The organism is Rhizobium sp. RHZ02, from assembly GCF_014851575.1.
In the GTDB taxonomy this organism is placed as follows: domain Bacteria; phylum Pseudomonadota; class Alphaproteobacteria; order Rhizobiales; family Rhizobiaceae; genus Rhizobium; species Rhizobium altiplani.
Genome location: NZ_JACUZX010000004.1, coordinates 380,258 through 405,205 on the forward strand (window position 1 = coordinate 380,258; position 24,948 = coordinate 405,205).

The following is a 24,948-nucleotide window of genomic DNA, read 5'->3' on the forward strand; positions in this document are numbered from 1 at the left end:
GCCCGTGCAGCCGGATTTTGCGCCCAGCATTGTCCGAACGACAGCTCGCTGACGACAGCGCGCCCAAGTCCTGATCGCAACCGCAATCAGCAGCCTGATCCGACGTCTTTACCTGCGCTGCTAATGTCTTTGGGGGAAGAAATGGGAAGACCTTATATCGGCCTTCACTTTGCATTTCTTAGGGAAATGGTGCCCAGAAGAGGACTCGAACCTCCACGCCTCGCGGCACAGGTACCTGAAACCTGCGCGTCTACCAATTCCGCCATCTGGGCGACGGAGAGCCATGTACGGGGGCGGCCCCTTGCTGTCAACAGGGTTTTTGAAGTTTTCCTGACAGGCAGCAAAAAAGTCGTTGATGCCACTCTTCGCCAGCGCGGTTGCAATCTGAGGCGGCCGCGATAGCGATTGCTGCAAAGGCGTCCTATATACACAGCAGAAAGGATCGTCTGATGGCCGGCTCTCGTAATTTTTGCCTGATCGCGCTCTTCTCCCTGCTGCCCTACACGGCGTTTGCGATGCCGCTCGGCGTGTCTCCGCCCGCCGCCGGCGCATCGGACATCATCCGTGTTGGGTCGACGATGTGTGACGCGCGCGGCTGCTTCACTTTCGGGCCGGTCCAATCGTTCCGCCCGTCCTATGTGCAGCCGAACTATCGGCCGCCGACGGCCACCGGTCCGACCTACTATCGGCCGGCTGCGCGAGGTCGCGGACCGCTCTATTACGATCCCCCGCCCGTGCGCACGGTGCAGCCGAAGGCACAGGGACAACAGTTCCATGTGGATTGGTGCCGTAACCAGTACCGGACCTACAATCCGAAGACTGATCGGTTCCTGACCTATGAGGGTATCTACAAGACTTGCAATTCGCCTTACGACTAGGCTCAGCTTTCCAGCGAAGTGCGATCGACATGGCCGAGATCCCGGCCGGGTTCGATGATGTCGCGCACGCGCTGCTTCAACTCCTTCGGACCGGGAAAGCCGCCATCGCGCTTGCGCTCCCAGATCAGGTCGCCATCGACCCGGATTTCGAAATTGCCGCCGGTGCCGGGAACGAGCGCCACTTCGCCGAGACTGTCGGTGAAGGTCTGCAGAAGTTCCTGCGCCATCCAGCCGGCGCGCAGCAGCCAGTTGCATTGGGTGCAGTAGAGGATCGTCACGCGGGCTTTCTTGTCGCTCATATCAGGGGTTTCCTTTCGTCACTCCGATTTAAGAACTGCCGTGGCGTGGCGCAATCCGTATTGCAATCACCGGGCGCTTGGTGTTCCTCTCGGAGCCAGAAATCGTACTGGAGATGCTGATGCGGGTCGCCGTCATCGAAAACATGAAAAGCACGCCGCTCGGCTCGCTGGGGCTGGCGCTGGCGGAAGCCAAGGCCGAGATCGAGCACTTCTACCCCTGGATCGACGGCAAGCTACCGGCAGGCATTGCCGATCATGACGCCCTGGTGGTGCTCGGCGGCGAGCAGAATGCGATCGACGACGCGAACTATCCCTACCTGCCAGGACTTGCACAGCTCATGCGCGACTTCGCCGAGGCCGACAAGGCGGTGCTCGGCATCTGTCTTGGGGCGCAGATCCTGGCGCGCGCCTACGGTGCGGAGAACCAGCTGAATGCCGGACTGGAGTTTGGCTGGCACTCGGTCAGCAAGTCCGAGGATGGGCACGCGGATCCGTTGCTCTCCAACCTCGAGGCGGATTTCACGACATTCCAGTGGCACAGCGACACCTTCACACTGCCGCAGGGTGCGACGCGTCTTGCAGTGAGCGAGCTTACTCAGAACCAGGCGTTTCGTATCGGGCGCGCGGCCTACGGCACTCAGTTCCATTTCGAGGCCAGCGCATCTGTCATCGATAGCTGGAAGGGCGAGTTTGCGGAATCGATCGAACAGATGGAGCCGGGCTGGCATGAACGCTACGCGGCGCTTGCCTCCGCGCACGCCGCGGCATCAGATGCCACCGGCCTTGCCATCGGCCGCAATTGGGTCCGCATGATCCGAGCGGAAGTCCGATCACAGCCCATGGTCGCCGGCGTTTAAGCCGGCGACTTGACATCCCTAGCCGGCTTAGGTGGCGGAGCGGATCCAGACGAGCATTTCGCCGGGCGCGCGGTTGTCCCACAGATGGTAAGGCACAAAGCGGGCCGTACCCGTTCCGGCTGCCGGCGGCTTGGTCCGATAGAGTGTCGCACCCCAATCCGACTCATCCTTGGTCACAGCGATATCGAGAGCCACCGCACCACCGAGTTCGGCGATCTCAGCCGTCTTCGCGGATATATCCTCGCCGAGCCTGATTCCGTTCAGGCCTGCGCCGTTATCCGTCGCCTCGACGCAATAGACGAGCGGGCCACGCATCAGGGCAGTCCGTCCGGCATCTTGGCGCACCAGCGGGTTTGCCCAGAGAGCGCGTGCTTCGAGCGGAATGTTCAGGTCGATCTTGTCGCCATCGCGCCATTCGCGTTCGATGCGGGCGTAACCATCGAGTTCGACCGAGCCGAGATCTATTGTCTCACCGTTGACGGCAAGTGTCGTCCCCTTTGCCCATTCTGGGATGCGCAGCGAAACCGCAAAGCGTGCCTGCTTGCTCGTCTTGATGTCGAAGTGGACGGCCCCGTGCCAGGGATAGCGGGTCTTTTGCGTCATCTCGACATTGGCATCCGCGATCTTGAACCGCGCGCGTCCTTCGCCATAGAGGTGGACGGCGATCTCGTCATCCGCGACGCCATACATGTAGGAACCGATAGAGGCGAGCAGGCGGGCAATGTTCGGCGGGCAGCAGGGGCAATGGTGCCAGACCCAGCGATGATGCTTGCCGGCACTTTCCAGCGGGTTCTCGTAGAAGAACGTCTTGCCGTCGAGCGAGAGCCCGGCCATCGCGCCGTTGTAGAGTGCCTGCTCCATGATATCCGCATAGCGCCGGTTCGGGCCGCGGCCGAGCATGCGGTTTGCCCAGAACACCAGACCGACGGAAGCGCAGGTCTCGGCATAGGCGCTTTCGTTCGGCAGATCATAATAGTCGGTGAAGCCCTCATTGGCGGCCGCCGGCCCGATGCCGCCGGTGACATACATCTGCTTGGTCGTCAGATCGTCCCACAAGGTTTCTAGGGCGCCGGTCAGGCTGTCATCGTTGTATTCCGTCGCGATGTCGGCCATGCCGGAATAGAGGTACATGGCACGAACGGCGTGGCCGACGACCTTTTTCTGCTCGCGAACCGGCTGATGAGCTTGGCCGTACTCATAGGTCTTCTGGTGAAAGTCCGCTGCACTGCGGCCGTCGCGGTTCGCCTCGTCGGTGAAGAAGTGCGGCTCGGTTCCGCGCTCATCGACGAAGAACTTGGCAAGGTCCAGATACTTCTTCTCGCCGGTCGCGCGGGCAAGCTTGACCAGTGCCAGCTCGACTTCCTCGTGGCCGCAATAGCCGGGAATCTTGCCCGGGCCATGACCGAAGACCGTAATCATGTAATCGGCAAAGCGGCACATGATGTCGAGCAGCTTGCGCTTGCCGGTGGCCTGATAGTAGGCGACGGCGCCTTCCATCAAGTGGCCGGCGCAATAGAGTTCGTGGTGGTCACGCAGGTTGGTCCAGCGACGCTCGGGCTGAACCCGCTGGAACCAGGCATTCACATAGCCGTCCTTGTCCTGCAGTTTCTCATACATGTCGACGATGGCGTCGACCCGGGCTTCGAGCTCCGGATTGGCCCGGCGATAGAGCGAATAGGCCACTGTCTCGATCGATTTGCCGAGGTCGCTATCCCAGAACATCTGCGTCGAGCCGCCCCAGGGACCGATGGGGATCACGACGCCGGGGCTCGGCTTGGTGACGTCGATCGCCTGCAGCATACCCGCCGCGACGCAACGGTCGAGCAGCGTTTCAGCGGTGCTGTCGCAGATCGCGTCCTGGCGCTCCCCGAACAGCCCGTGCACATCGACATCCGGCACGGGAAGCGGGCGAAACTGGCGGTCTCTTTTCAACTTGTTCATGGCTTGATCCATCTTTCTTCAGAAGTCATTTCACTGCGCCGGCCATCAGCCCGCGCATGTAGTAGCGTTGCAGAAGCAGGAAAACGATGAGGCAGGGGATCGTCATGACGGCGACACCTGCCTGCACGGCGCCCCAGTTGATCGCCCCGAGACGGCCGGCGCGCACCGCCATCATCAGGACGGGCAGCGTGTATTTCTCATTGCTGGAGAGCAGCACGAGCGCGGCCAGAAATTCGTTCCAGGCATTGAGGAAGGCAAAGATCGCCACGGTCGCGACGCCCGGCAGCACAAGCGGCAGCAGAACCAGCACGAGCATCTTCAGGTCATGGGCGCCGTCGATACGCGCGGCCTCCTCGATCTCCTTCGGCACCGCGTCAAAGGCGTTGCGCATCATGAACACCGAAAACGGCAGCTGCAGCGTCACGTAGACGAGCGTCAGGCCGAAGAGCGAGTTATTGAGCCCGAGCTTGGCGAGGATGATGAAGAGTGGCGTGAGGATCGACTGGAAGGGGATCATCAGCGTCGCGATGATCAGGATGAAGAAGACATTCTTCATCGGAAAGCGATAGCGCGAGAAACCGTAACCGGCGAGCAGGCTGATGACCACGGTCAGCACCACGGTCGCAACCGACACGATGAGCGAATTGAGTGTGTGCTGCCAGATGCCGGCACCGAAACTGTCGAGCGAGCGATAGGAATCGAAGCTGATACCGTTCGTCGGCCATGGCGGCAGCGGTGGCAGCCGCGCCTCCGTGCCATGCCGGAGTGAGGCCAGCAGAGTGATGACAAAGGGAGCGAGAAAGAAGATGGCAATAGCTATGCCGGTGCCGTGATAGGCGGCCTGCCCACGGATTTCACGGCTTCGCTTGCGACCGGTGACGAGGCTCATCAGCGCTCCTCCCCGACACGCAGCAGCCAAAGCTGCACGACACTGATGACCACGAGAATGGCCAGAAGCGCAATCGACAGCGCCGCGCCGTACCCGAGATTGAAGGACACGAAGGACTGGTTGAAGATATAGTAGACGACAGAGATCATTCGGTTTTGCGGCCCGCCTGAGGTCATGATGTAGAACTGATCGAAGGCGAGGATCGAGCCGGTCACGGAGATGATCAGCGCGAGTGCGATCGTCCTGCGCATCAACGGCAGCGTCAGAAAGCGGAAGCGCTGCCACCAATTGGCGCCATCGACGACGGCGGCCTCCGTCAGATCGGTCGGGATCGCCTGCAGCCCGGTCAGCAGGATGATCATTGTAAAGCCGGCTATCTTCCACACGACCATGACGCAGATCGTCAGGAATGCGCTGTCGAAGGTGGCAAGCAGATTGGGGCTCTTCTCGACAAGTCCGAGCGCCTTCAAGGCCGGACCGATGAAACCACTGTCGACATTGGCCAGCCACACCCACAGCAGCGATGCAGAGGCCAGACCGACGACGACGGGCAGGAAGATGACGGTGCGATAGGTGCTGACGAAGGCCCGCTGCCGCTCGACGAAAAGAGCAAGCGGAAAGGCGACCGCGAAGATAAGGATCGTCACGATGACCGTATAGTAGGCGGTGAAGTTCAGCGCCGCGACGAAGCGGCCGTCATTGAACATGCGGAAGTAGTTGTTGAAGCCGATCCACCGCTGGGCGCCCATCAGCGGCCAGTTGTGAAGGCTCATCCAGGCGGTAAATCCGACCGGCAGCACGAAGAACATGATCACCAGAAGCATCGCCGGAGCGATATAGAGGAGGCCCGTCCATTCCGGTCGTGGGGCACGTCTGCGCACGCATGCTGTCTGCTTTCGACCCGTCACGGTCATCGAAACACTCCGCATCATCCTAGTAAAATCGGCCGGAGGACTGCCACACCCTCCGGCCACGGCCTCTGGGAGATTATTGGCCGCTGTCGATGATCGACTGCATCTCCGACTGTGCATTCTTGAAGGCGCCGTCGACGTCGTCACCGAAGATGGCCGCATTGGTAAAGGTCGCCCACGGACCGTTGGCGCTGTTGATCAGATCGTTGAACTGCAGCGTGTAAGGTGTCTTGGCGACCGATATGGCCTTCAGGCCGACCTGCAACCTCGGATCGAGGCCCTCGAGCACCTTGTCGGCGATATCACCACGGGTCGGCAGGCTACCGTACTTCGCCATGATCTTCTGGCCGTCCATCGAATAGATATATTCGAGGAATTCCTTCACTGCGTCGATCTTCTTGGTGCCCTTGGTGATGACGAAGTTGTCACCGCCGGCAAAGGAGGACGGATTGCCGTCAACGCCCGGGATGAGCGTCACGCCGAAGTTGATATCGGGATGCTCGGTCACCAGCGTGCCGATCGCGAAGGCGCCAAGGCTCTGCTGCCCAATCTTGCCGTTGGTGAAGCTCAGGAAGTTGGCACCGTTGTCGCTGGCGGCACTTGCCGGGACGAGGTCCTTCTTCACCATGTCGCGATAATAATCGACCGCCTTGCGCATCTGCGGGGTGTCGAGCGTCGCCGTCTTGCCGTCGGCCGACAGGATATCGGCACCTGCACCCCAGGTGAGCGGCGTGAACGTGAAGATCATGCAGCCGCCGCAGCCGCCGCCGGAGAAATAGAAACCGTAGGTATCGTCACCGACCCTGCGGATCTTCTCGGCGTTGGCGGTGATTTCCTCCCAGGTCGCGGGCGCCCTTTCAGGATCAAGTCCCGCCTTCTTGTAGAGGTCCTTGTTCCAGGCGAAGACCGAGGTTTCGACCGACAGCGGCAGGCCGTAGACGCGGTCCTGATAGGTGCCGAGGCGGACGTGCGACGGCGACAGCGAATTGAAATAAGGCAGCTTCTTTGCCCAGTCTGTCAGGTCTTCCAGCTGTCCCGCAGCAGCAAAGGCCGGGTTATAGATGAGGTCCATCGACAACGCATCCGGCGCCTGGCCGCCAGCGATGGCGGTGGCGTATTTCTGGACAAGCTCCGAGAACGGCACCTCGGTCGCGACGACCTGGTTCTCGTGGCTGGAGTTGTAGGCTTCGACAACCTTCTTGAAGGATTCGCCGATACCGGAACGAACCCACATTTCGACTTTCTCGGCGGCCGATGCTCCGGACACCAGGCATAGGGTGGCAACGCTTGTCGCAGCCAACAGACGCTTAATCATGGCACTCCTCCCAAATTGGCGCACTCCTCCGCGCCGGTTCCTCATCTCCTGGGGCTTTGGGCCCCGCATGACTGCCGCACCACGAGGCGGCACGGCAATTTCCTGACGCCCGGCTCCACTGGGCGTCCCTCGGCCAGCGCCAGAATCGTCAATCCGGCCTGGCGCCCCAGCTCCTTCAACTCCATGTCGACGGAAGTGAGCGGTGGCCGCGTCTGGCCGGCGACAATCTCCCAATTGTCGAATCCGACTACGGAAACATCTTCCGGCACCCGAATACCGCGCTCGCGCAACGCATCGACAGCACCACGCGCGATCTGATCGTTTCCGCAGAAGATCGCGTCCGGCTTTTCGTCCTGACGGCTCCATATCAGCGCGACGGCCTCGTGGCCCCAGGCTTCCGCCCACCGGCCGAACATGACGATCCCCTCCCCGCCGATAACATTGCGGTAGGCACCCGCGCGCTCGCGAACCGAGAAGAAATCCTCCGGCCCCGTGATATGCGCGATCCGTCGACGGCCCATCTTCACCAGCCACTCCACCGCCAATCGCGCACCCTGCGCGTCGTCGGAGCGGAAGGTGACGCTCGTCGGCGTCCCTTCGGTGAAGGCGTAGACCACGGGGACATGCAGGTTCGACAGATCGACCGGAAGCTGCCGGTCCAATCGCTTGCCGGTGGCGATAATGCCATCCACCTGCTTTTCCAGCATGGCATCGACATGGGTCTGACCGAGCGCCGGATCGTCTTCGATGGCGCAGAGAAAAACCGACACGCCGTGATCGACGAGCGCTTCGGAAATACCGGCCATGACCGGCAGCGTGAAGCGCCCGTAGGTATCGTTGGTCAGCAGCCCGATAGTGAAACTGCGCTTGCTCAAGAGGCCCCGGGCGAGCGCATTCGGGCGGAAACCGACCTCGCCGGCAATGCGCTTTACCCGCTCCCGGGTTTCGACGCTCATCCGACCCGTTTCGTTCAGCGCCTTCGAGGCGGTGGAAATACTGACCCCCGCCGCCGCCGCGACGTCGTGGATGGTAATCCGGCCTCTTTTTCCTCCCGCGACGTTCACCGCGCTTCTCCCCATTTGCAGATGAGAAAAGCTTTTCCCAACCGAAGCGTCAAGTGAGAAAAGGTTTTCTCAAGCAAAAATCATACAATTGCCATCAGCGCCTCAGGAGCGGCCGCGAGTAACGAAAATCGCGGCAGGCCATGCCCGCCGCGATCCAAAGCTTGAGCGATGTGAGCTTCGATCAGCCTTTGATCGTCTCCTTGCCTTCTTCCAGCAGACGGGCGGCCGCTTCGGCAGGCGTCGTCCGCTCGAATGCAAGCTCATCGGCAATCGGGCGGAAGACGCGCTGGTCGAATTGCGTCGAACCGAGCGGCGCAGGAGCAGGGTACTCGCCCACCTGATCCTTCAGCAGGTTTACATACTGCACGGTAGCCTGTTCGGCTGGATTGAGTTGCGGAAGAATCGCCTCGCGCACGGTAGGCGACATAGGCACGCCGCGCTCCACGCCAAGGATCTTGCCGGCCTCGACGTTATTGACGAAGAAATCGATGAACTTGGCGGCAGCCTCACCGTTCTTCGTGGCTCCGCCGACGCTCCAGATCAACGCCGGGCGATAGTAGTGGCCGGAAGGACCACCCTTCTTTTCGCGCGGCAGGAGCGTGATCGCAAGCTTGTTCTTGGAAATCAACTGGTAGCCGACGAGCTGATTGGAATAGGCCATGCCCATCGCCGACTTGCCGAGCGCGAGTGCGTTCGTGTCGATGGTGTTCTGGTCGAGCGTCTGAACGTCGGCAGCGACCGTGCCGCCCTTCTTGCGCAGATCTTCCCAGAACGTGTACCACGCCGTTGCATCGTCGGCATTGAAGCCGAGCTTGCCGTCGGCATAGAGGCTCTTGCCGCGCTGGCGCAGCCAGGCATCGAAGACGTAGGTGTAGCGCGCGCCATAAGGGCCGCCCCAGTAATTGTTCTTGCCGCCGGCCTTCGTCAGCTCGACTGCGATCTTGGCGTACTCGTCCCAGGTCAAATCCGCCGTCGGTACCGGAATGCCTGCCTTTTCAAAGGCCGTCTGGTCGAAGAACAGCGCGAAGGAGTTGAGGCCGAGGCCGATGCCGTAGAGCTTGCCGTCGACCGTCGTCAGCTTCAACATATCCTTGCCGAACGAGTCGACCTTCAGCGTCGAAGGCACGAATTCGTCGAGCGGCAGGCATGCGCCGCGCTTCGAATAGTCGGAGATCGTGCTCGGTTCGAGCTGGAAGACGTCGGGCACGGCGCGGCCGGCCATCTGGGTGGCGAGCTTTGTCCAGTAGCCGTTGCCGTCAAGCGATTCGCCGACGATCGATACGCCGGGGTTCTCGCTTTCATAGAGCCTGGCGACATCAAGCGTGCGTTTGGCGCGATCGTTCGATCCCCACCACATGGCGCGCAGCTTGGCATCTTCCGCAAAGGCCGGAATTGAGCTTGTGGCACCAAAGGCCAGCCCGGCAGCGACGCCTGCCGAACCCATCAGAAATGAACGGCGATTGACCTGCATGTTTCATCCTCCTCTTTCATTGCCCCGCCATCCTCCAACAGCTCTACGGGCTTATGCGGCGTAGATTACGCAAAAAATTCATCAATGCAACAAATTATCTTTTGCTTGCAAATTTGCATTATTTGCATAATCTTCGCCGTATGAACGAGATCAAGACCAAGAGACTGCGACAGGCCGACATTGCCACCATGGCGGGGGTTTCCGTATCCACCGTTTCCCGCGTGCTCGCCAATGAGCCCGGCATCAGCGAAAGCGTCCGCCAGCACATTCTCAAGGTGGCGGCCGAAAACGGCTACTCGGCGCGCACCGCAACCGGCGCGCTTCGTGGCACCCTCGCCCTGATTGCGAGCGACGGGGTGACGGGCGGGCTTAGCGTCTTCTACGAAGGGATCGTCGAAGGCTTGCGCGCCGGGGCGCTCGATGCCGGTGTCCCCTTCGAGGTGCGGCTGATCCGCGAGAACAGGGCCACGCCTGATGTGGTCCACGAGTACATGCAGACGGCCGGCGCCGGCGGCTTGTTCCTGGTCGGGATCGATCCAAGCGCCGAGTTGCGCGCCTGGTTCGAGGACGCGGCAATCCCGACGGTGCTGGTCAATGGCACCGATCCGAAGCTCAGGCTCGACGGCGCGTCACCCTCCAACTTCTTCGGCGCATATGAAGCGACGACCCGACTGCTGGATGCCGGCCACCGCAAGATCCTGCATCTGACGGGATCGCATCGGAACACTATCCGCGAGCGTGTGCGCGGCTTCAAGGCCGCGATCACCGACGCGGACGGTGCGGAAGGGCGCCTTGTGTCGATGAGCTTCCAGGGCAGCGCAATTCATGAGGCGCACGAACTGACGTCCGCAGTACTCGCGGAGAAGGCCGGCTTTACCGCCGCCTTCTGCATGAACGACTTCATCGCCGTCGGCGTTCTCGAAGCCGTCACCGAAGCCGGGCTTCGGGTGCCCGAGGATTTCGCCATCGTCGGCTTCGACGATCTTCCCTGCGCGCTGATGACCAACCCGCCGCTATCGACCATGCGTGTCGATCGCGTGGCGCTTGGCAGGGAGGCGGTCAGTCTCATCGTGGCGCGATTCAGGGACCGCAACGCCCCCGCCCGCCAGATTTGCCATGCCGTCGTTCCGATTGCCGGCGGCACCGTTCCGAACCCCTGACATGAGCAATGCCGATGACCTATGATCCCGCCAGTTCAAATCCGCTTGCCAACAATCCGCTGAAGACGCGCGAGGACATGTCGCGCGCGCTTCGCGACCTCTTCGATCCGCTGCTCCCCTATTTCTCGGCCGGCAATGCCCGCGTCCGCCTTGACGGCGCAGCTGCGCATTTCGACCGCGCGGCAGCGGATCTCGAAGGCTTTGCGCGGCCGCTCTGGGGATTGGCGCCGTTTGGCGCCGGTGGCGGCGACTTTGCCGAATGGCATCGTATTGCCGAGGGTATCGCCAACGGTACGGACCCAAAGCATCCGGAATATTGGGGCACGGTCAACGGCCGAGACCAGCGCATGGTCGAGCTTGCGGCGCTCGGATTTGCCTTGGCGCTTGTGCCGGAGAAGGTCTGGGAGCCGCTTGGCGGCCGGGCGCGCGACAACGTGGTCGCCTATCTCAAGCATGCCCGGCAATTCGACTACGCCGATAACAACTGGAAATTCTTCCGCATCTTCGTCGACATCGCGCTCGACTGCGTCGGCGCCAATTTCGACCGGAGCCTGACCAAGCAGTATCTCGAGGAGCTTGAGGGCTTCTATCTCGGCGACGGCTGGTACCGCGACGGCAATGTTCGCCGGATCGACCATTACATTCCGTTCGCCATGCACTTCTATGGGCTGATCTATTCCAAGCTCGTCGATGACGACTACGCACAGCGTTACCGAGAACGCGCTCTCCTCTTTGCAAACGACTTCAAGCATTGGTTCGGCTCGGATGGCGCGACGATTCCCTTCGGCCGCAGCCTGACTTACCGCTTCGCCTGCGCCGGCTTCTGGTCGGCCCTCGCCTTCGCCAATCTTGAAGCGCTGCCCTGGGGCGAAATCAAGAGCCTTTGCCTGCAGCACCTGCGCTGGTGGAAGGACAAGCCGATGACCAACCGCGACGGCATTCTGTCGATCGGCTTCGGCTATCCCAACCTGCTGATGTCGGAAAATTACAATTCGGCTGGTTCGCCCTACTGGGCGTTCAAGGCGTTCCTGCCGCTGGCCCTGGCCGAAGATCACCCTTTCTGGACGGCTGAGGAAACGCCGCCTTTGGAAACTGTAAGCGTCCTGCCGCAACGCCATCCCGGTATGGTGCTCATGCGCAATGGCGGCGACGTCGTCGCGCTGTCCTCTGGCCAGGAGAACCTGCAGATGCGGTTCGGCACGGAGAAATACGCGAAGTTCGCCTATTCCAGCCGCTACGGTTTCAGCGTCGAATCCGACGAGCGCAACTTCGCCGGCGCGGCCTTCGATTCCGCCCTCGCCTTCAGTGATGATGGCCTGCACTACCGCGTTCGCGAGACCAACCGCGAAGCCAAGCTTGCGGGTGATGTTCTTTATTCCAAGTGGTCGCCATTCCGGGATGTGGATGTCGAAACCTGGCTGGTGCCGGCGGCGCCATGGCACATCCGCGTCCACCGCATCAACACGCCCCGGCCGCTGCAGACGGCGGAGGGTGGCTTTGCGATCGCACGCCGGGATTTCGAGCTCGATACGCTGGTCGCGAATGGCTCAAGCGCCTATGCGATCGGCGAAGCCGATTTCAGCGGGATCACCGATATCGGCTCCCTGACGCCGCGCGCCGGTCTCACGCAGAAGGCTCCGCCGAATACCAACATGATCGTTGCGAAAACGCTGGTGCCGCAACTGCGTGGTGAAATTCCGGCAGGCCAAACGATCCTGATGACCGCCGTCCTCGCCGCCAACGACGCGGGCACTGTAACCGGCGCTTGGACCACTCCCCCAAAGGCTCCTGACGTTGCGGAGCTTGAAGCGCTTGTTGCGAGCGCGGGCATAAGGGTCAGCGCCATCGAGGCGCCGGGGCAGATGCCATGAGGCGCCCCTCCATCGCACTTGCGATGCAGCCTTCGCGAACGGAGCATGTCCTCACCGCGGAGGCCCTGCACCGGCTTGCCGAGATCGGCCAACTTCTCGATCCTCAACCGCTCCGGAGTTTTAGCGACGATCGCGCCCGGCGCATTCTCGCCGAGACTGACATTCTCATCACGGGTTGGGGATCGCCCTATGTCGGGCGCGAGGTAGTTGCGGCGGCCCCACGGCTGCGGCTGATCGCCCATGCGGCCGGAACAGTTAAGGGAATTGTCGACGAGCAGATCTTCGATGCCGGCATAGCCGTGACGCACGCCGCCGAGGCAAATTCGGTTCCCGTTGCGGAGTTCACGCTTGCGGCAATCATCTTCGCCGGCAAGCAGGTATTTCGCTTCCGCGACCTCTATCTGGCGGATCGCAATCGCGACCGGACGCACCCGATGCAACGGTTGGCGATCGGCAACTATCATCGCACGGTCGGCATCATCGGCGCCTCACGCATCGGCCGACGAGTGATCGAGCTCTTGCGACCGTTCGAATATCGCGTCCTTCTTTTCGACCCCACCGTCGATGCGATCGAGGCAATCAGCCTCGGAACCGAGAAGGCAGATCTGCCGACACTGATGACGCAGTCCGACATCGTCTCCGTGCACGCACCGTCGCTGCCATCGACGCGCCATATGATCGGAGCCCGGGAGCTGTCGCTGATGAAAGAAGGAGCGACGCTGATCAATACGGCGCGTGGCGCCTTGATCGACGAAGCCGCGCTGCTGGAGACGCTCAGCACCGGGCGGATCGACGCGATCATCGACGTAACGGATCCTGAAGTCCCGGAGACGGAATCGGCCTTCTATGACCTGCCGAATGTGTTCCTGACGCCGCATATCGCCGGCGCGGTAGGGCTGGAGCGCGGGCGGCTCGGGGATATGGCAGTCGATGAAATAGACCGGTTCACCAAAGGCAAACCGCTCCTCTATCAGATCCTGCGTCGCGACCTCGCCTTGATTGCTTAGCCGGCTTTCAGATTCGTCGAAGCGCCGCCCGCGACGATCTCAGGCATCAGGTCGGCGATCTTGACAACCTTGCCGCTGCGCGAGCTCGTCAGAGCAGCAATGCCGCACAGCACGGACATGGCGCCGGCGCGCGTCCCGGCACGCTGACCAAGCTTGTCTTCCATGCCCTGCTTGAAGATCATGTTGCGCATCCGGTCGTCACCGCCGTAGTGGCCGCCCGAAGAATGCGGCACGACGATGCGTTCGACGGCCGGCTTGTCCTTCGGGAAATTGCGGACGAGCAGGATCGTGTCCTCGTCAGGCGTCTCCCATGGCTGCTTCTCGTATTGCCTGAGTTCGATACGCCCATGCGTGCCGTTGAAGGCGATGTGGTGGCCTTCGATCGGCTGGAAGGTGTTCAGCGAATAGGAAACGTGGACGTCGTTCTTGTAGCGGATGCTGACGACCATGGTGTCGGGGATATCGATATCCTCGCGATAGACGCAGCCGTCTCGGAAGTAGCCGTCAATCTTCGACGGATCCTCGTAGAGCGTGTCGAGGAAGGGATCGGCCTCGAGGTCGAGGAAGTAGTCGCACGCACCCGAATGCGGACAGAGCTTGCAGCGTGGACCACGGAAGGGGCCCTTGCGCCCGTAGTTCTGCAGGTCGGCAAAGGAGGTGACGGCATCCGGATCGCTATCCAGATACCAGTTCAAAAGGTCGAAGTGGTGGGTCGCCTTGTGCACGAAGAGGCTGCCGGAATTTTCCGTGTAGGCGTGCCAGCGGCGGAAGTAGTCCGCACCGTGCTTGGTGTCGAGGTACCAGTGGAAGTCGACCGAAGTGACGCGGCCGATCTCGCCGGCGTTCAGCAGTTCCTTGATCCTGGCGGCCGTCGGCGAATAGCGATAATTGAACGAGACATCCACCCGCTTGCCGCTGCGCTTCTCCGCATCGAGGATACGGCGGATTTTGTCGACCGCTGTGGTCATCGGCTTTTCGGTGATGACGTCGATGCCCGCTTCCAGCGCGCGCACGACGATATCGTCATGCGTATAGTCGGGCGTGCAGACGATGACGAGATCGACCTGCTGCTCGGCGAGCATGGCATCGATGTTTTCGTAGATCGGCGCATTGCTGCCGATCATCGTGCGGGCTCGCTCGGCCCGCAGCGAGTTGGTATCCACGATCGCGACGAGATCCACATGCTCGCGCCAGCCGGCAAGCAGTTCCTTGCCCCACATGGTCGTGCCGCGGTTTCCCGTTCCAATCAAGGCAAAGCGACGTTTCTCCATCGAATGATCCTCCTCATGCGTATGAAACGAACAGCGTCCTGACGCCTGGCCGACAAAAACCGCGCCCCCTACTCGCGGCTCATGGCAAGGCTGTAACTAAACGGTTACCTGACGGCAGAGATGGTTTCCTGTCAATAGCCGATCTCGAATTTCGCGGATCAGGCAGAAATCGATGCGAGGGTCACGTGGACGATGTGGCGTTCCCAGGCATCGAGATTGCCGGGCTCGACCAGGTCGCGGCCGAAAATCGTCGAAAGCGTGTACTGATTGGACAGGTAGAAATATCCGAGCGAGGCAATCGTCAGATAGACATTGAGCGGATCGGCGTTTGCGATGAAGACACCGGCCTTCTTGCCGCGCTCCAGCACGTCGGAGAGTTCTCCAATCAGATGCGAATGCAGCTCCTTGAGCCGGACGGATTGGCGCAGCCAGCGCGCGCGGTGAAGGTTCTCGGTCCCGAGCAAGCTGAGGAATTCGGGATGCTTCAGAAAATACCGCCAGGTAAACAGCGCCAGTTCGCCAATGCCTTCCTGCGGCGTCCGGTCGCCGATATGCAGCTCGCGCTCGGCGGTGCGGATACCAACATAGGCCTCCTCGAGCACCCTGAGATACAGCTGCTCCTTGTCGCCGAAGTAATGGTAGAGCATCCGCTTGTTTGTCCCGGCACGCTCGGCGATGGCATCGACACGAGCCCCGCCCATGCCGTTCTCGGCGAATTCCTTGGTCGCGGCCTCGAGGATTGCTGCACGAGTCCGTTCCGGATCGCGTTGCAGTACACGCTCGGGCGATTGCCGCCTTACTCTCTTCTTTTCCCCATTTCCGCTGGCGCCTTCCATCGGCTCACCTTTCTAATTTCCCCATTGCGCTCATAATACGTTGAGAACAGATTGTAAAAACGAGAAGCGAGAGGAGGGCTATCACATCAGCGCTTGACAGCCCCAACGCTTCTCCATAGCTTGTAACCAATTAGTTATTTGTTGCAAGAGAAACCAGCAAGGAGCGTGTGGAGGCGCTCCCCAAGGGAGGAGGAGAACAGATGACACTACGCGTAAGCAGACGTAACTTCATGGCGGGGGGAGCAACGCTTCTTTCACTGTCCGCACTGGGATCCAAGGCTTTTGCCGCCGACACCCGCTTGCGGCTTCTATGGTGGGGTTCGCAGCCCCGCGCCGACCGCACCAACAAGGTCTCGCAACTCTATCAGACAAAGAATGCGGGAACGTCGATCACCGGTGAATTCCTCGGATGGGGCGACTATTGGCCACGCCTGGCGACGCAGGTCGCCGGCCGCAATGCGCCCGACGTCATCCAGATGGACTACCGCTATATCGTTGAATATGCGCGGCGCGGCGCGCTCGCCCCGCTCGAGTCCTACATGCCGTCGAAGCTCAATCTTGGCGATTTCGACCCGGCGCAGATCGAGGGCGGCAGCGTTGACGGGCACTTCTACGGCGTCAGCCTCGGCGCCAACGCCGCAGCGACCGTTCTGAACACCACCGCGTTCCAGGAAGCTGGCGTCGATCTGCCGACGCAGGCAACCACCTGGGAAGAGTTTGGCAAGATCGGTGCCGAGATTACCAAGGCCGGCAAGCGCAAGGGCTTCTTCGGCTTTGCCGACGGCAGTGGCAACGAACCGCTCTTGGAAAACTATCTCAGACAGCGCGGCAAGGCACTCTACACGGCCGATTCCAAGGTCGCCTTCGGCGCAGAGGACGCTTCTGAATGGTTCGACATGTGGAGCAAGTTCCGCGAAGCGAACGCCTGCGTGCCACCTGATGTCCAGGCGCTCTACAAGGATACGATCGACACTAGCCCGGTCACGCTCGGCAAGGCTGCTGCCGACTACGCGCACAGTAACCAGTTCGTCGGCTTCCAGGCCGTCAGCAAGGACAAGCTGGCGCTGAACAACTATCCGCGCATTAAGTCGGATTCGAAGGGCGGCCACTACCGCAAGCCGTCGATGTTCTTCTCCGTATCCTCGCAGTCGAAGGTGATCGACCAAGCTGTCGACTACGTCAACTTCTTCGTCACCAACCCCGATGCCGCTCTCGCGCTCGACGTCGAACGCGGTATTCCGGAATCGAAGGCGATGCGCGACGTCGTGGCTGCCAAGCTTGATGCAACAGGCAAGATCGCGCTCGACTATGTCAGCGGCCTTGGTGACCTTGCCGGCAAGTTGCCGCCGCCGCCGCCCTCCGGTGCCGGTGAAGGCCAGGTCGTGCTTCGCACGATCGCCGAGCAGATTGCCTTCGGCCAGCTTTCGCCGAGCGACGGTGGCAAGCAGTTGGTCGACGAACTCAGCCGCATTCTCGCCAAAGGCTGACGCGGATGAGTGATGTGATGCGCACGACCGCCCCGGACGGTATCAAGAGTGAATATGGGGCGGCAGCCCAGGGGCGTTTCCAACGCCTCTGGACCGCCAATGCCCCAGGCTATCTCTTCCTTTTGCCGTGGCTGATCGGCTTCTTCGGGCTGACGCTCGGACCGGCCGTCATCTCGCTCTACCTCTCGTTCACGGATTTCGACATGATCCGGTCGGCCGAGTGGGTGGGCGCGGCAAACTACGTGCGCATCGCAACCGCCGACCCGAAATTTGCCGCAGCGATGCGGGTCACGCTGACTTATGTGGTGCTGTCGGTGCCCTTCAAGCTGACCTTCGCGCTCTTGGTCGCAATGGCCCTTAACAAGGGCGTTCGCGGCCTGCCGCTCTACCGCGCGATCTTCTATCTGCCGTCGTTGTTGGGCGGCAGCGTGGCGATCGCCGTCCTCTGGCGGCAGCTGTTTGCCGGCGACGGACTGGTCAATGCCGCACTTGCCCACTTGGGCATCCAGGGACCGAGCTGGATCTCGCATCCGAGCTACTCGCTCTACACGCTCGTGGCACTCAGCGTCTGGCAGTTCGGCTCTCCGATGATCATCTTCCTGGCTGGTCTGCGGCAGATTCCGACCGACATGTATGAGGCGGCCAGCCTCGACGGAGCATCCAAGTTCCGGCAGTTCTACAAGATCACCCTGCCGCTCCTGACGCCTGTCATCTTCTTCAATGCCGTCGTCCAGACGATCGACGCCTTCAAGGCCTTCACGCCGGCCTTCATCATCTCGGGTGGGACGGGCGGGCCGATCAATTCGACGCTGTTCTACACGCTCTATCTCTATCAGGAGGCTTTCGGAAATTTCCGCATGGGCTACGCCTCGGCGCTTGCCTGGATCCTCGTGCTGATCATCGCGATCTTCACTGCCTTCTCCTTCCTGACCTCGCGTTATTGGGTGCACTACGATGACTAACGGGATCACCACTGCTGTCACGGCGCCGCCGTCTGATATCACCAAGCGCAGCTTTCCGACGTCAATCGCGATCCACACGCTGCTGATCCTTGGTTCGCTGCTGATGCTCTATCCGCTGCTGTGGATGGTGTCCGCTTCGGTCCGCCCAGAAAACGAGATCTTCTCGTCTACGTCGCTTATTCCGTCGTCGATCGACTTCTCGTCCTACCTGCGCGGCTGGATCGGGCTCGACATCACTTTCGGCCGCTTCTTCTGGAACTCGCTCGTCATCTCGATTTTGACAGTCATCGGCAATGTCGTTGCCTGCTCGCTGGCAGCCTATGCCTTTGCACGCCTGCGCTTTGCCGGCCGGAACTTCTGGTTTGCGATCATGCTCGGCACGCTGATGATCCCGTATCACGTGACGCTCATTCCGCAGTATGTGCTGTTCCTCAACCTCGGGTGGGTGAACACCATCCTGCCGCTTGTCGTGCCGAAGTTCCTGGCAAGCGATGCCTTCTTCATCTTCCTGATGGTTCAGTTCTTCCGCGGTATCCCGCGCGAGCTCGATGAGGCCGCCATGATGGACGGCTGCAGCGCCTGGCGCATCTATTGGAAGATCATGCTGCCGCTGTCGCTGCCGGTGCTTGCGACCGCCGCGATCTTCTCCTTCATCTGGACCTGGGACGACTTCTTCGGGCCATTGATCTACCTCAACGATATGAACACCTACACGATCCAGCTCGGTCTGCGCACATTCGTCGACTCGACCAGCGCATCGGATTGGGGCGGCCTGTTCGCCATGTCCACGCTGACGCTGGTGCCGGTGTTCTTCTTCTTCCTGTTCTTCCAGCGCCTGCTGATCGAGGGCATCGCCACGACCGGCATGAAGCGCTGATGCAATTACGGACATAGGTCAATGAGTATCAAGCGAGTTGCGATCGTCGGCTGCGGCATCGGCCGTTCACACATCGTCGAAGGCTACCTGCCGCATCCCGACAAGTTCAAGGTCGTGGCGATCTGCGACCTGAACGAGGAACGCCTGCGGGAAATCGGCGACGAATTCGACATCGCCAAGCGCACGACCTCGTTTGCCGATGTGCTTGATGACGCGAGTGTCGACATCGTCGATATCTGCACTCCGCCCGGCATTCACCTTGAGCAGGTGGTGGCAGCTCTCGCCGCCGGCAAGCACGTCATCTGCGAGAAGCCGCTAACCGGATCGCTTTCCGGCGTCGACACGATCATAGAGGCGGAGAAGACGGCCAAGGGCACGCTGATGCCGATCTTCCAGTATCGCTACGGCGACGGCATCGAGAAGGCGAAGCGGATCATCGAGGCGGGTATCGCGGGCAGGCCTTATCTGGGCTCGGTGGAGACTTTCTGGCGCCGAATGCCCGAATATTACTCCGTGCCCTGGCGCGGCAAATGGGCGACAGAGCTTGGGGGCGTGTTGGTAACCCATGCGCTGCACCTGCACGATATGCTGTTGCATCTGATGGGGCCGGTATCGAAGGTGTTCGGTCGCGTTGCAACTCGCGTCAACGACATCGAGGTCGAGGACTGTGCGTCGGCAAGCCTATTGATGCAGAGCGGCGCCTTCGTGTCTCTCTCCTGCACGCTGGGCTCCCAGGAGGAGATCAGCCGTTTGCGGCTGCACTTTGAAAACGTCACCTTCGAAAGCAATCATGAACCTTACTCGCCAGGCAAAGATCCATGGAAGATCATCGCCGCGAATGACGATGTGCAGGCGCGCATCAATGCCATCATCGGTCATTGGCGACCGGTCGCGCCGCGCTTTACCACGCAGATGGAGCATTTCCACGCCTTTCTCAGCGGCATTGGACCGCTGCCGGTGACAACAGGGGACGCGCGCCGCGCGCTGGAACTCGTGACCGCCATCTACCAATCGTCCGATACCGGCAGCGAAGTCATCCTGCCAATCGGATCGGACAGCCCGAAGTACGCCGACTGGCGTGCTCGCACGAAATAATGGACCAGGGAGGATCCTGAGATCATGGCAACAAGCGTCGTTCTCCAGAAGGTCGAGAAGCGGTACGGCTCCCTGGACGTCATTCACGGTATCGACCTGAAGATCGATCCCGGCGAGTTCGCGGTCTTCGTCGGCCCGTCAGGCTGTGGCAAGTCCACCCTGCTGCGCATGATCGCGGGGCTCGAGGAGATTAGCGGCGGCGCACTTCTGCTCGACAACGAGCGGATGAATGAAGTGGCGCCGGCCAAGCGCGGCATCGCGATGGTCTTCCAGTCGTATGCCCTCTATCCCCATATGTCGGTTTACAAGAACCTTGCCTTTGGATTGGAGACTGCTGGCTACAAGAAAGCCGAAATCCAGCCGAAGGTGAAGCGCGCCGCCGAAATCCTGCAGATCGAAAAGCTGTTGGAGCGCAAGCCGAAGGCACTCTCCGGCGGCCAACGCCAGCGCGTGGCGATCGGCCGCGCGATCGTCCGCGAGCCGCGCATCTTCCTATTCGACGAACCGCTCTCCAACCTCGACGCGGAACTGCGCGTGCAGATGCGTGTGGAGATTTCCCGGCTGCACCGCAGCCTCGGCAACACGATGATCTACGTCACCCACGATCAGGTGGAAGCCATGACCATGGCCGACAAGATCGTCGTGCTGAACGCTGGCCGCATCGAGCAGGTCGGTGCACCGCTCGATCTCTACAACAATCCGGCCAACCGTTTCGTGGCAGGCTTTATCGGCAGCCCGAAGATGAACTTCCTGCAGGCGCGCGTCGAGCAGGTCGGCGAAGCCGAGACGACCATCAACGTCTGCGGCAATTCCGTTCGCCTGCCGCGCAGGCTCAAGGCCGACGCCGGACAAACCGTCACTTTCGGCATCCGCCCGGAGCATCTCTCCGTGCTTGAAAACAGCGGTATCACGCTCGCGACCGTCAACGTGGATCTTGTCGAGAACCTCGGCGGCGCGACGATGCTCTATGCAACGACGCCGGATGGGCAGCAACTGACGATCGCGCTCGACGGGCAGCAGAAGGTCGAACGGGGGACGAACGTGAAGGCCTCGTTCGACCCGGCGCGGTGTCACGTCTTCGACGCCTCGGGTGCTACCATCTAGCACGCTTGACAGCCGATCCCGCTCTGGCCATGATTTCAATAGGATAGGCCGCGAGGGGAGACTAGCGTGACGCCTGAAGATCGGATTTATGCACTCGGCATCTGGCAGGGTCCGATCGAGATTGAGCCTATCACCGGCGGCATCACCAACCGGAATTATCTGGTGCGGGATCGCGCGGTTCGCCGTGTCGTTCGGCTCGGAGAAGACATTCCCGTTCATCACATCAGCCGGCAAAACGAGCTTGCCGCCAGCCACGCCGCACACGCAGCCGGGCTTTCGCCGGCCGTAATCCATCATCAGCCCGGCGTACTGGTCCTTGATTTCATCGAAGCCAGGGCGCTGACACCTGACGACATAAAGAATCCCGCAATGCTCAAGCGCGTGGTGCCGCTCGTGCTCGCTTGTCATCGGGAGATCGCCCGACACTTCCGCGGCCCCGCCGCAATCTTCTGGGTGTTTCACGTCATTCGAGACTATGCGGCGCATCTCGCTGCCACCGGCAGCACCTATGTTGCGCGCCTGCCAGCCGTGCTTGAAAAAGCGGAGCGGCTCGAGAAGGCGGCCGGTCCCTTTGACATAGCCTTCGGCCACAACGATCTACTTGCGGCAAACTTCCTCGATGACGGCAAGCGCCTCTGGCTGATCGATTGGGACTATGCCGGCTTCAATACACCGCTCTTCGATCTCGGGGGGCTCGCCTCCAACAACCTGCTTGGCGAGGAGGACGAACACCAAATGCTGGAGATCTACTTCGGTCAGGCAGTGACGAGCGATCTCTGGTACCGCTACACGGCGATGAAATGCGCTTCGCTGTTGCGTGAGACGCTGTGGAGCATGGTCTCCGAGATCCATTCCACCATCGATTTCGACTATGCCGGCTATACGGCCGAGAATCTTGCGCGCTTCGAGCGCGTCTACGACCTTTTTGAACAGGATCGATAATATGACGAAGGAATTGCCAAAGACCGCCAAGGCGGTCGTCATCGGCGGCGGCATCATCGGCTGCTCGACGGCCTACCATCTCGGCAAGCTCGGTTGGACGGACACGGTTCTCCTCGAGCGCAAGAAGCTGACCTCGGGTACGACCTTTCATGCCGCCGGCCTCGTCGGCCAGCTGCGCACCAGCGCCAACATCACCCAGCTGCTCGGCTATTCCGTCGATCTCTACAAGAAACTGGAAGCCGAGACGGGGTTGGGCACCGGCTGGAAAATGAATGGCGGTCTCAGGCTTGCCTGCAACGAGGAACGCTGGACCGAAGTCAAACGGCAGGCGACAACGGCGCAATCCTTTGGGCTCGATATGCAGCTGCTGACACCGCAAGAGGCTTTCGACCTCTGGCCGCTGATGACGATAGACGACCTCGTCGGCGCCGCCTACCTGCCGACCGATGGCCAGGCCAATCCGTCCGATATCACGCAGGCGCTTGCCAAGGGCGCACGCATGTCGGGCGTCTCGACATTCGAGGATACCGAGGTTCTCGATCTCGAGATAGACAACGGCCGGATCCGCGCCGTGATCACCGAGCACGGGCGGATCGAGTGCGAGCGCGTCGTTGTATGCGCTGGCCAGTGGACGCGATCCTTTGCTGCGCGCTTCGGCGTCAACGTGCCGCTCGTCTCCGTCGAGCACCAATACATCATCACCGAATCCTTCGGCGTTCCGTCGAACCTGCCGACGCTGCGCGATCCGGACCGGCTGACCTATTACAAGGAAGAAGTCGGCGGCATCGTCATGGGCGGATATGAGCCGAACCCTATCCCCTGGGCGGTGAAGGGCATTCCCGAGGGCTTCCACTACACCCTGCTCGACAGCAATTTCGACCATTTCGAGCAGATCATGGAGCAGGCGCTTGGCCGCGTTCCGGCGCTCGAGTCTGTCGGTGTCAAGCAGCTGCTGAACGGACCGGAGAGCTTTACGCCTGATGGCAACTTCATTCTCGGCGAGGCCCCGGAGCTGAAGAATTTCTTCGTCGGTGCCGGCTTCAATGCCTTTGGCATCGCATCCGGCGGTGGTGCCGGCATGGCGCTGGCCGAATGGGTCGCCAGGGGCGAGCCGCCCTACGATCTCTGGCCGGTCGATCTCCGCCGCTTCGGCAGGCCGCATTTCGATACCGACTGGGTGCGAACCCGCACGCTCGAGGCCTATGGCAAGCATTACACGCTGGCCTTCCCCTTCGAGGAATATTCGAGCGGCCGGCCGTGCCGCAAATCGCCGCTCTACGACCGGCTCAAGGCACAGGGCGCCTGCTTCGGCGAAAAGCTTGGCTGGGAAAGGCCAAACTGGTTTGCCGATCTCTTCGCCAACGAGGAACCGAAGGATGTCTACACCTATGGCCGCCAGAACTGGTATGATGCCGTCGGCCGCGAGCACGAGGCTGTGCGCGAGGCCGCCGTCATCTTCGACCAGACCTCCTTCGCCAAGTTCGTGCTGAAGGGGCGCGATGCCGAGGCGGCGCTGTCGTGGATCGCCTCCAACGATGTTGCCAAACCGATCGGATCGCTGATTTACACGCAGATGCTGAACGACAAGGGCGGGATCGAATGCGACCTGACCTGTGCGCGCATCGCCAACGACGAATACTACATCGTCACCGGCACTGGCTTTGCGACCCACGATTTCGATTGGATAGCGCGCAGTATTCCGAGCGGAATGCATGCGGAACTTGTCGATGTCACCTCAGCCTACTCCGTGCTGTCTCTGATGGGGCCGAATGCGCGCGCAGTGTTGGAGAAGGTGACCAGCAGCGATGTTTCCAACGCGGCGTTCCCGTTCGGCCGCGTCAAGACGATCGGCATTGCCGGCTGCCCGGTCCGGGCGCTGCGCATCACCTATGTCGGCGAACTCGGCTACGAACTTCATATGCCGATTGAATATGCGACGACCGTTTATGATGCGCTGATGGCGGCGGGCGGTCCGCTACAGCTTGTCAATGCCGGCTATCGCGCCATCGAGAGCTGCCGTCTTGAGAAGGGCTATCGCGCCTGGGGCTCGGATATCGGTCCGGATCATACACCTGTTGAAGCCGGGCTTGGCTGGGCCGTGAAGACGAGGAAGAACACGCCGTTTCGTGGCCGCGAGGCGATCGAACGGCAGCTCGCGTCGGGCGTCAAGAAGATGCTCGCCTGCTTCGTGCCCGAGGATCCCGATGTCGTGCTGCTTGGCCGCGAGACCATCTATCGCGACGGCAAACGTGTGGGTTGGCTTTCCAGCGGCGGCTTCGGCTACACGATCGGGAAGCCGATCGGCTACGGCTATGTGCGCAACCCGGACGGTGTGAGCGAAGACTTCGTGCTGTCCGGCAGCTACGAACTCGACGTGGCACGCGAGCGCGTGCCATGCAGCGTCTCGCTGCAGCCGCTCTACGATCCTGCTATGGCGCGCGTGAAGGCATAGGCATAGGCGTAGGCACTGAGCCTAATAGACCGTCATTCCTGCGCTTGTCACAGGAATCCATTCACCGCGCGTCGGCGCGGTGAATGACCATAACCCGTGGAAAGAGTCTCCTGCGCCCAAAGGATTGGGCGCGCTGGATTCCTGTGACAAGCGCAGGGATGACGGGTTAGGAAAGGGCAACGCGCGCCAAAACCCAGCCCTCGCCGCAGATGCAAGGGCCTCGATGGTCCTGTAAGATCCACACTGCGACAGCCACATC

General features: G+C 61.2%; 21 protein-coding genes and 1 tRNA gene. 12 read left to right on the top strand and 10 right to left on the bottom strand.

The window, feature by feature from the left end; translation table 11 throughout:
* Positions 1-187: 187 nt before the first annotated feature.
* Positions 188-272: transfer RNA gene (locus IB244_RS09555), tRNA-Leu, on the bottom strand.
* 177 nt (positions 273-449) lie between these two features.
* Here IB244_RS09555 and IB244_RS09560 point away from each other — a divergent pair.
* The gene (locus IB244_RS09560; protein ID WP_018855338.1) at positions 450-878 is read left to right on the top strand and encodes a BA14K family protein; all 429 of its coding nucleotides are present in this window, start codon (positions 450-452) and stop codon (positions 876-878) included.
* 2 nt (positions 879-880) lie between these two features.
* Here the strand turns inward: IB244_RS09560 and IB244_RS09565 are convergent, their stop codons facing one another.
* Complete coding sequence (locus IB244_RS09565) at positions 881-1,177, bottom strand: SelT/SelW/SelH family protein (protein WP_018855339.1); 297 nt, start codon at positions 1,175-1,177, stop codon at positions 881-883.
* Between the two features lie 119 nt (positions 1,178-1,296).
* Between IB244_RS09565 and IB244_RS09570 the strand changes: the two genes are divergently transcribed.
* Complete coding sequence (locus tag IB244_RS09570) at positions 1,297-2,034, top strand: type 1 glutamine amidotransferase (RefSeq protein ID WP_018855340.1); 738 nt, start codon at positions 1,297-1,299, stop codon at positions 2,032-2,034.
* A 27-nt stretch (positions 2,035-2,061) separates the two neighbouring features.
* Here IB244_RS09570 and IB244_RS09575 read toward each other — a convergent pair whose 3' ends face one another.
* The 6 genes from IB244_RS09575 to IB244_RS09600 form a co-directional block, all read right to left on the bottom strand.
* Positions 2,062-3,975, bottom strand: a complete 1,914-nt coding sequence (locus tag IB244_RS09575) for a glycoside hydrolase family 127 protein (RefSeq protein WP_192304051.1) — start codon at positions 3,973-3,975, stop codon at positions 2,062-2,064.
* A gap of 25 nt (positions 3,976-4,000) precedes the next feature.
* Complete coding sequence (locus tag IB244_RS09580; RefSeq protein ID WP_192240679.1) at positions 4,001-4,864, bottom strand: carbohydrate ABC transporter permease; 864 nt, start codon at positions 4,862-4,864, stop codon at positions 4,001-4,003.
* Entirely contained in the window at positions 4,864-5,778 is a 915-nt protein-coding gene (locus tag IB244_RS09585; RefSeq protein WP_018855343.1) for a carbohydrate ABC transporter permease, read from the bottom strand. Before IB244_RS09585 ends, IB244_RS09580 begins: the two co-directional genes overlap by 1 nt.
* Before the next feature lie 73 nt (positions 5,779-5,851).
* Positions 5,852-7,090 (bottom strand): ABC transporter substrate-binding protein, encoded by a 1,239-nt coding sequence (locus IB244_RS09590; RefSeq protein WP_192240680.1) that lies wholly within the window; start codon positions 7,088-7,090, stop codon positions 5,852-5,854.
* Between the two features lie 41 nt (positions 7,091-7,131).
* Complete coding sequence (locus tag IB244_RS09595) at positions 7,132-8,154, bottom strand: LacI family DNA-binding transcriptional regulator (protein ID WP_169679499.1); 1,023 nt, start codon at positions 8,152-8,154, stop codon at positions 7,132-7,134.
* A gap of 181 nt (positions 8,155-8,335) precedes the next feature.
* Positions 8,336-9,625, bottom strand: coding sequence for an ABC transporter substrate-binding protein (locus IB244_RS09600; RefSeq protein WP_018855346.1), 1,290 nt, complete (start codon positions 9,623-9,625; stop codon positions 8,336-8,338).
* A gap of 140 nt (positions 9,626-9,765) precedes the next feature.
* On the opposite strand from IB244_RS09600, the gene IB244_RS09605 reads away from it, so the two are divergent.
* The 3 genes from IB244_RS09605 to IB244_RS09615 are packed head-to-tail and all read left to right on the top strand — an operon-like array spanning position 9,766 to position 13,663.
* A complete protein-coding gene (locus IB244_RS09605) occupies positions 9,766-10,785 on the top strand; it encodes a LacI family DNA-binding transcriptional regulator (protein ID WP_192304053.1) in 1,020 nt (339 codons plus the stop codon).
* A gap of 14 nt (positions 10,786-10,799) precedes the next feature.
* Entirely contained in the window at positions 10,800-12,656 is a 1,857-nt protein-coding gene (locus IB244_RS09610) for a DUF2264 domain-containing protein (protein ID WP_192304055.1), read from the top strand.
* A complete protein-coding gene (locus tag IB244_RS09615; RefSeq protein ID WP_192304057.1) occupies positions 12,653-13,663 on the top strand; it encodes a hydroxyacid dehydrogenase in 1,011 nt (336 codons plus the stop codon). Before IB244_RS09610 ends, IB244_RS09615 begins: the two co-directional genes overlap by 4 nt.
* On the opposite strand, the gene IB244_RS09620 is transcribed toward IB244_RS09615, so the two are convergent.
* A complete protein-coding gene (locus IB244_RS09620) occupies positions 13,660-14,934 on the bottom strand; it encodes a Gfo/Idh/MocA family protein (RefSeq protein ID WP_192304059.1) in 1,275 nt (424 codons plus the stop codon). The two genes, IB244_RS09615 and IB244_RS09620, sit on opposite strands and share 4 nt — an antisense overlap.
* 158 nt (positions 14,935-15,092) lie before the next feature.
* A complete protein-coding gene (locus IB244_RS09625; protein WP_169679505.1) occupies positions 15,093-15,770 on the bottom strand; it encodes a TetR/AcrR family transcriptional regulator in 678 nt (225 codons plus the stop codon).
* A gap of 200 nt (positions 15,771-15,970) precedes the next feature.
* On the opposite strand from IB244_RS09625, the gene IB244_RS09630 reads away from it, so the two are divergent.
* From IB244_RS09630 to IB244_RS09660, 7 genes are all read left to right on the top strand, one after another.
* Positions 15,971-17,257: an ABC transporter substrate-binding protein gene (locus IB244_RS09630; protein WP_025659755.1), complete on the top strand. Its 1,287-nt coding sequence runs from the start codon at positions 15,971-15,973 to the stop codon at positions 17,255-17,257.
* Between the two features lie 5 nt (positions 17,258-17,262).
* Complete coding sequence (locus tag IB244_RS09635) at positions 17,263-18,219, top strand: carbohydrate ABC transporter permease (RefSeq protein WP_192304061.1); 957 nt, start codon at positions 17,263-17,265, stop codon at positions 18,217-18,219.
* A complete protein-coding gene (locus IB244_RS09640; protein ID WP_018855354.1) occupies positions 18,212-19,096 on the top strand; it encodes a carbohydrate ABC transporter permease in 885 nt (294 codons plus the stop codon). The genes IB244_RS09635 and IB244_RS09640 overlap by 8 nt, the downstream gene beginning before the upstream one ends.
* Before the next feature lie 21 nt (positions 19,097-19,117).
* A complete protein-coding gene (locus IB244_RS09645; protein WP_192304063.1) occupies positions 19,118-20,191 on the top strand; it encodes a Gfo/Idh/MocA family protein in 1,074 nt (357 codons plus the stop codon).
* A 24-nt stretch (positions 20,192-20,215) separates the two neighbouring features.
* On the top strand, positions 20,216-21,295 hold the full coding sequence (locus IB244_RS09650; RefSeq protein WP_018855356.1) for an ABC transporter ATP-binding protein: 1,080 nt from the start codon (positions 20,216-20,218) through the stop codon (positions 21,293-21,295).
* 66 nt (positions 21,296-21,361) lie between these two features.
* Positions 21,362-22,237: a phosphotransferase gene (locus IB244_RS09655; protein WP_192240686.1), complete on the top strand. Its 876-nt coding sequence runs from the start codon at positions 21,362-21,364 to the stop codon at positions 22,235-22,237.
* 1 nt (position 22,238) lies between these two features.
* Positions 22,239-24,689 (top strand): FAD-dependent oxidoreductase, encoded by a 2,451-nt coding sequence (locus IB244_RS09660; protein ID WP_192304065.1) that lies wholly within the window; start codon positions 22,239-22,241, stop codon positions 24,687-24,689.
* Positions 24,690-24,948: the final 259 nt, after the last annotated feature.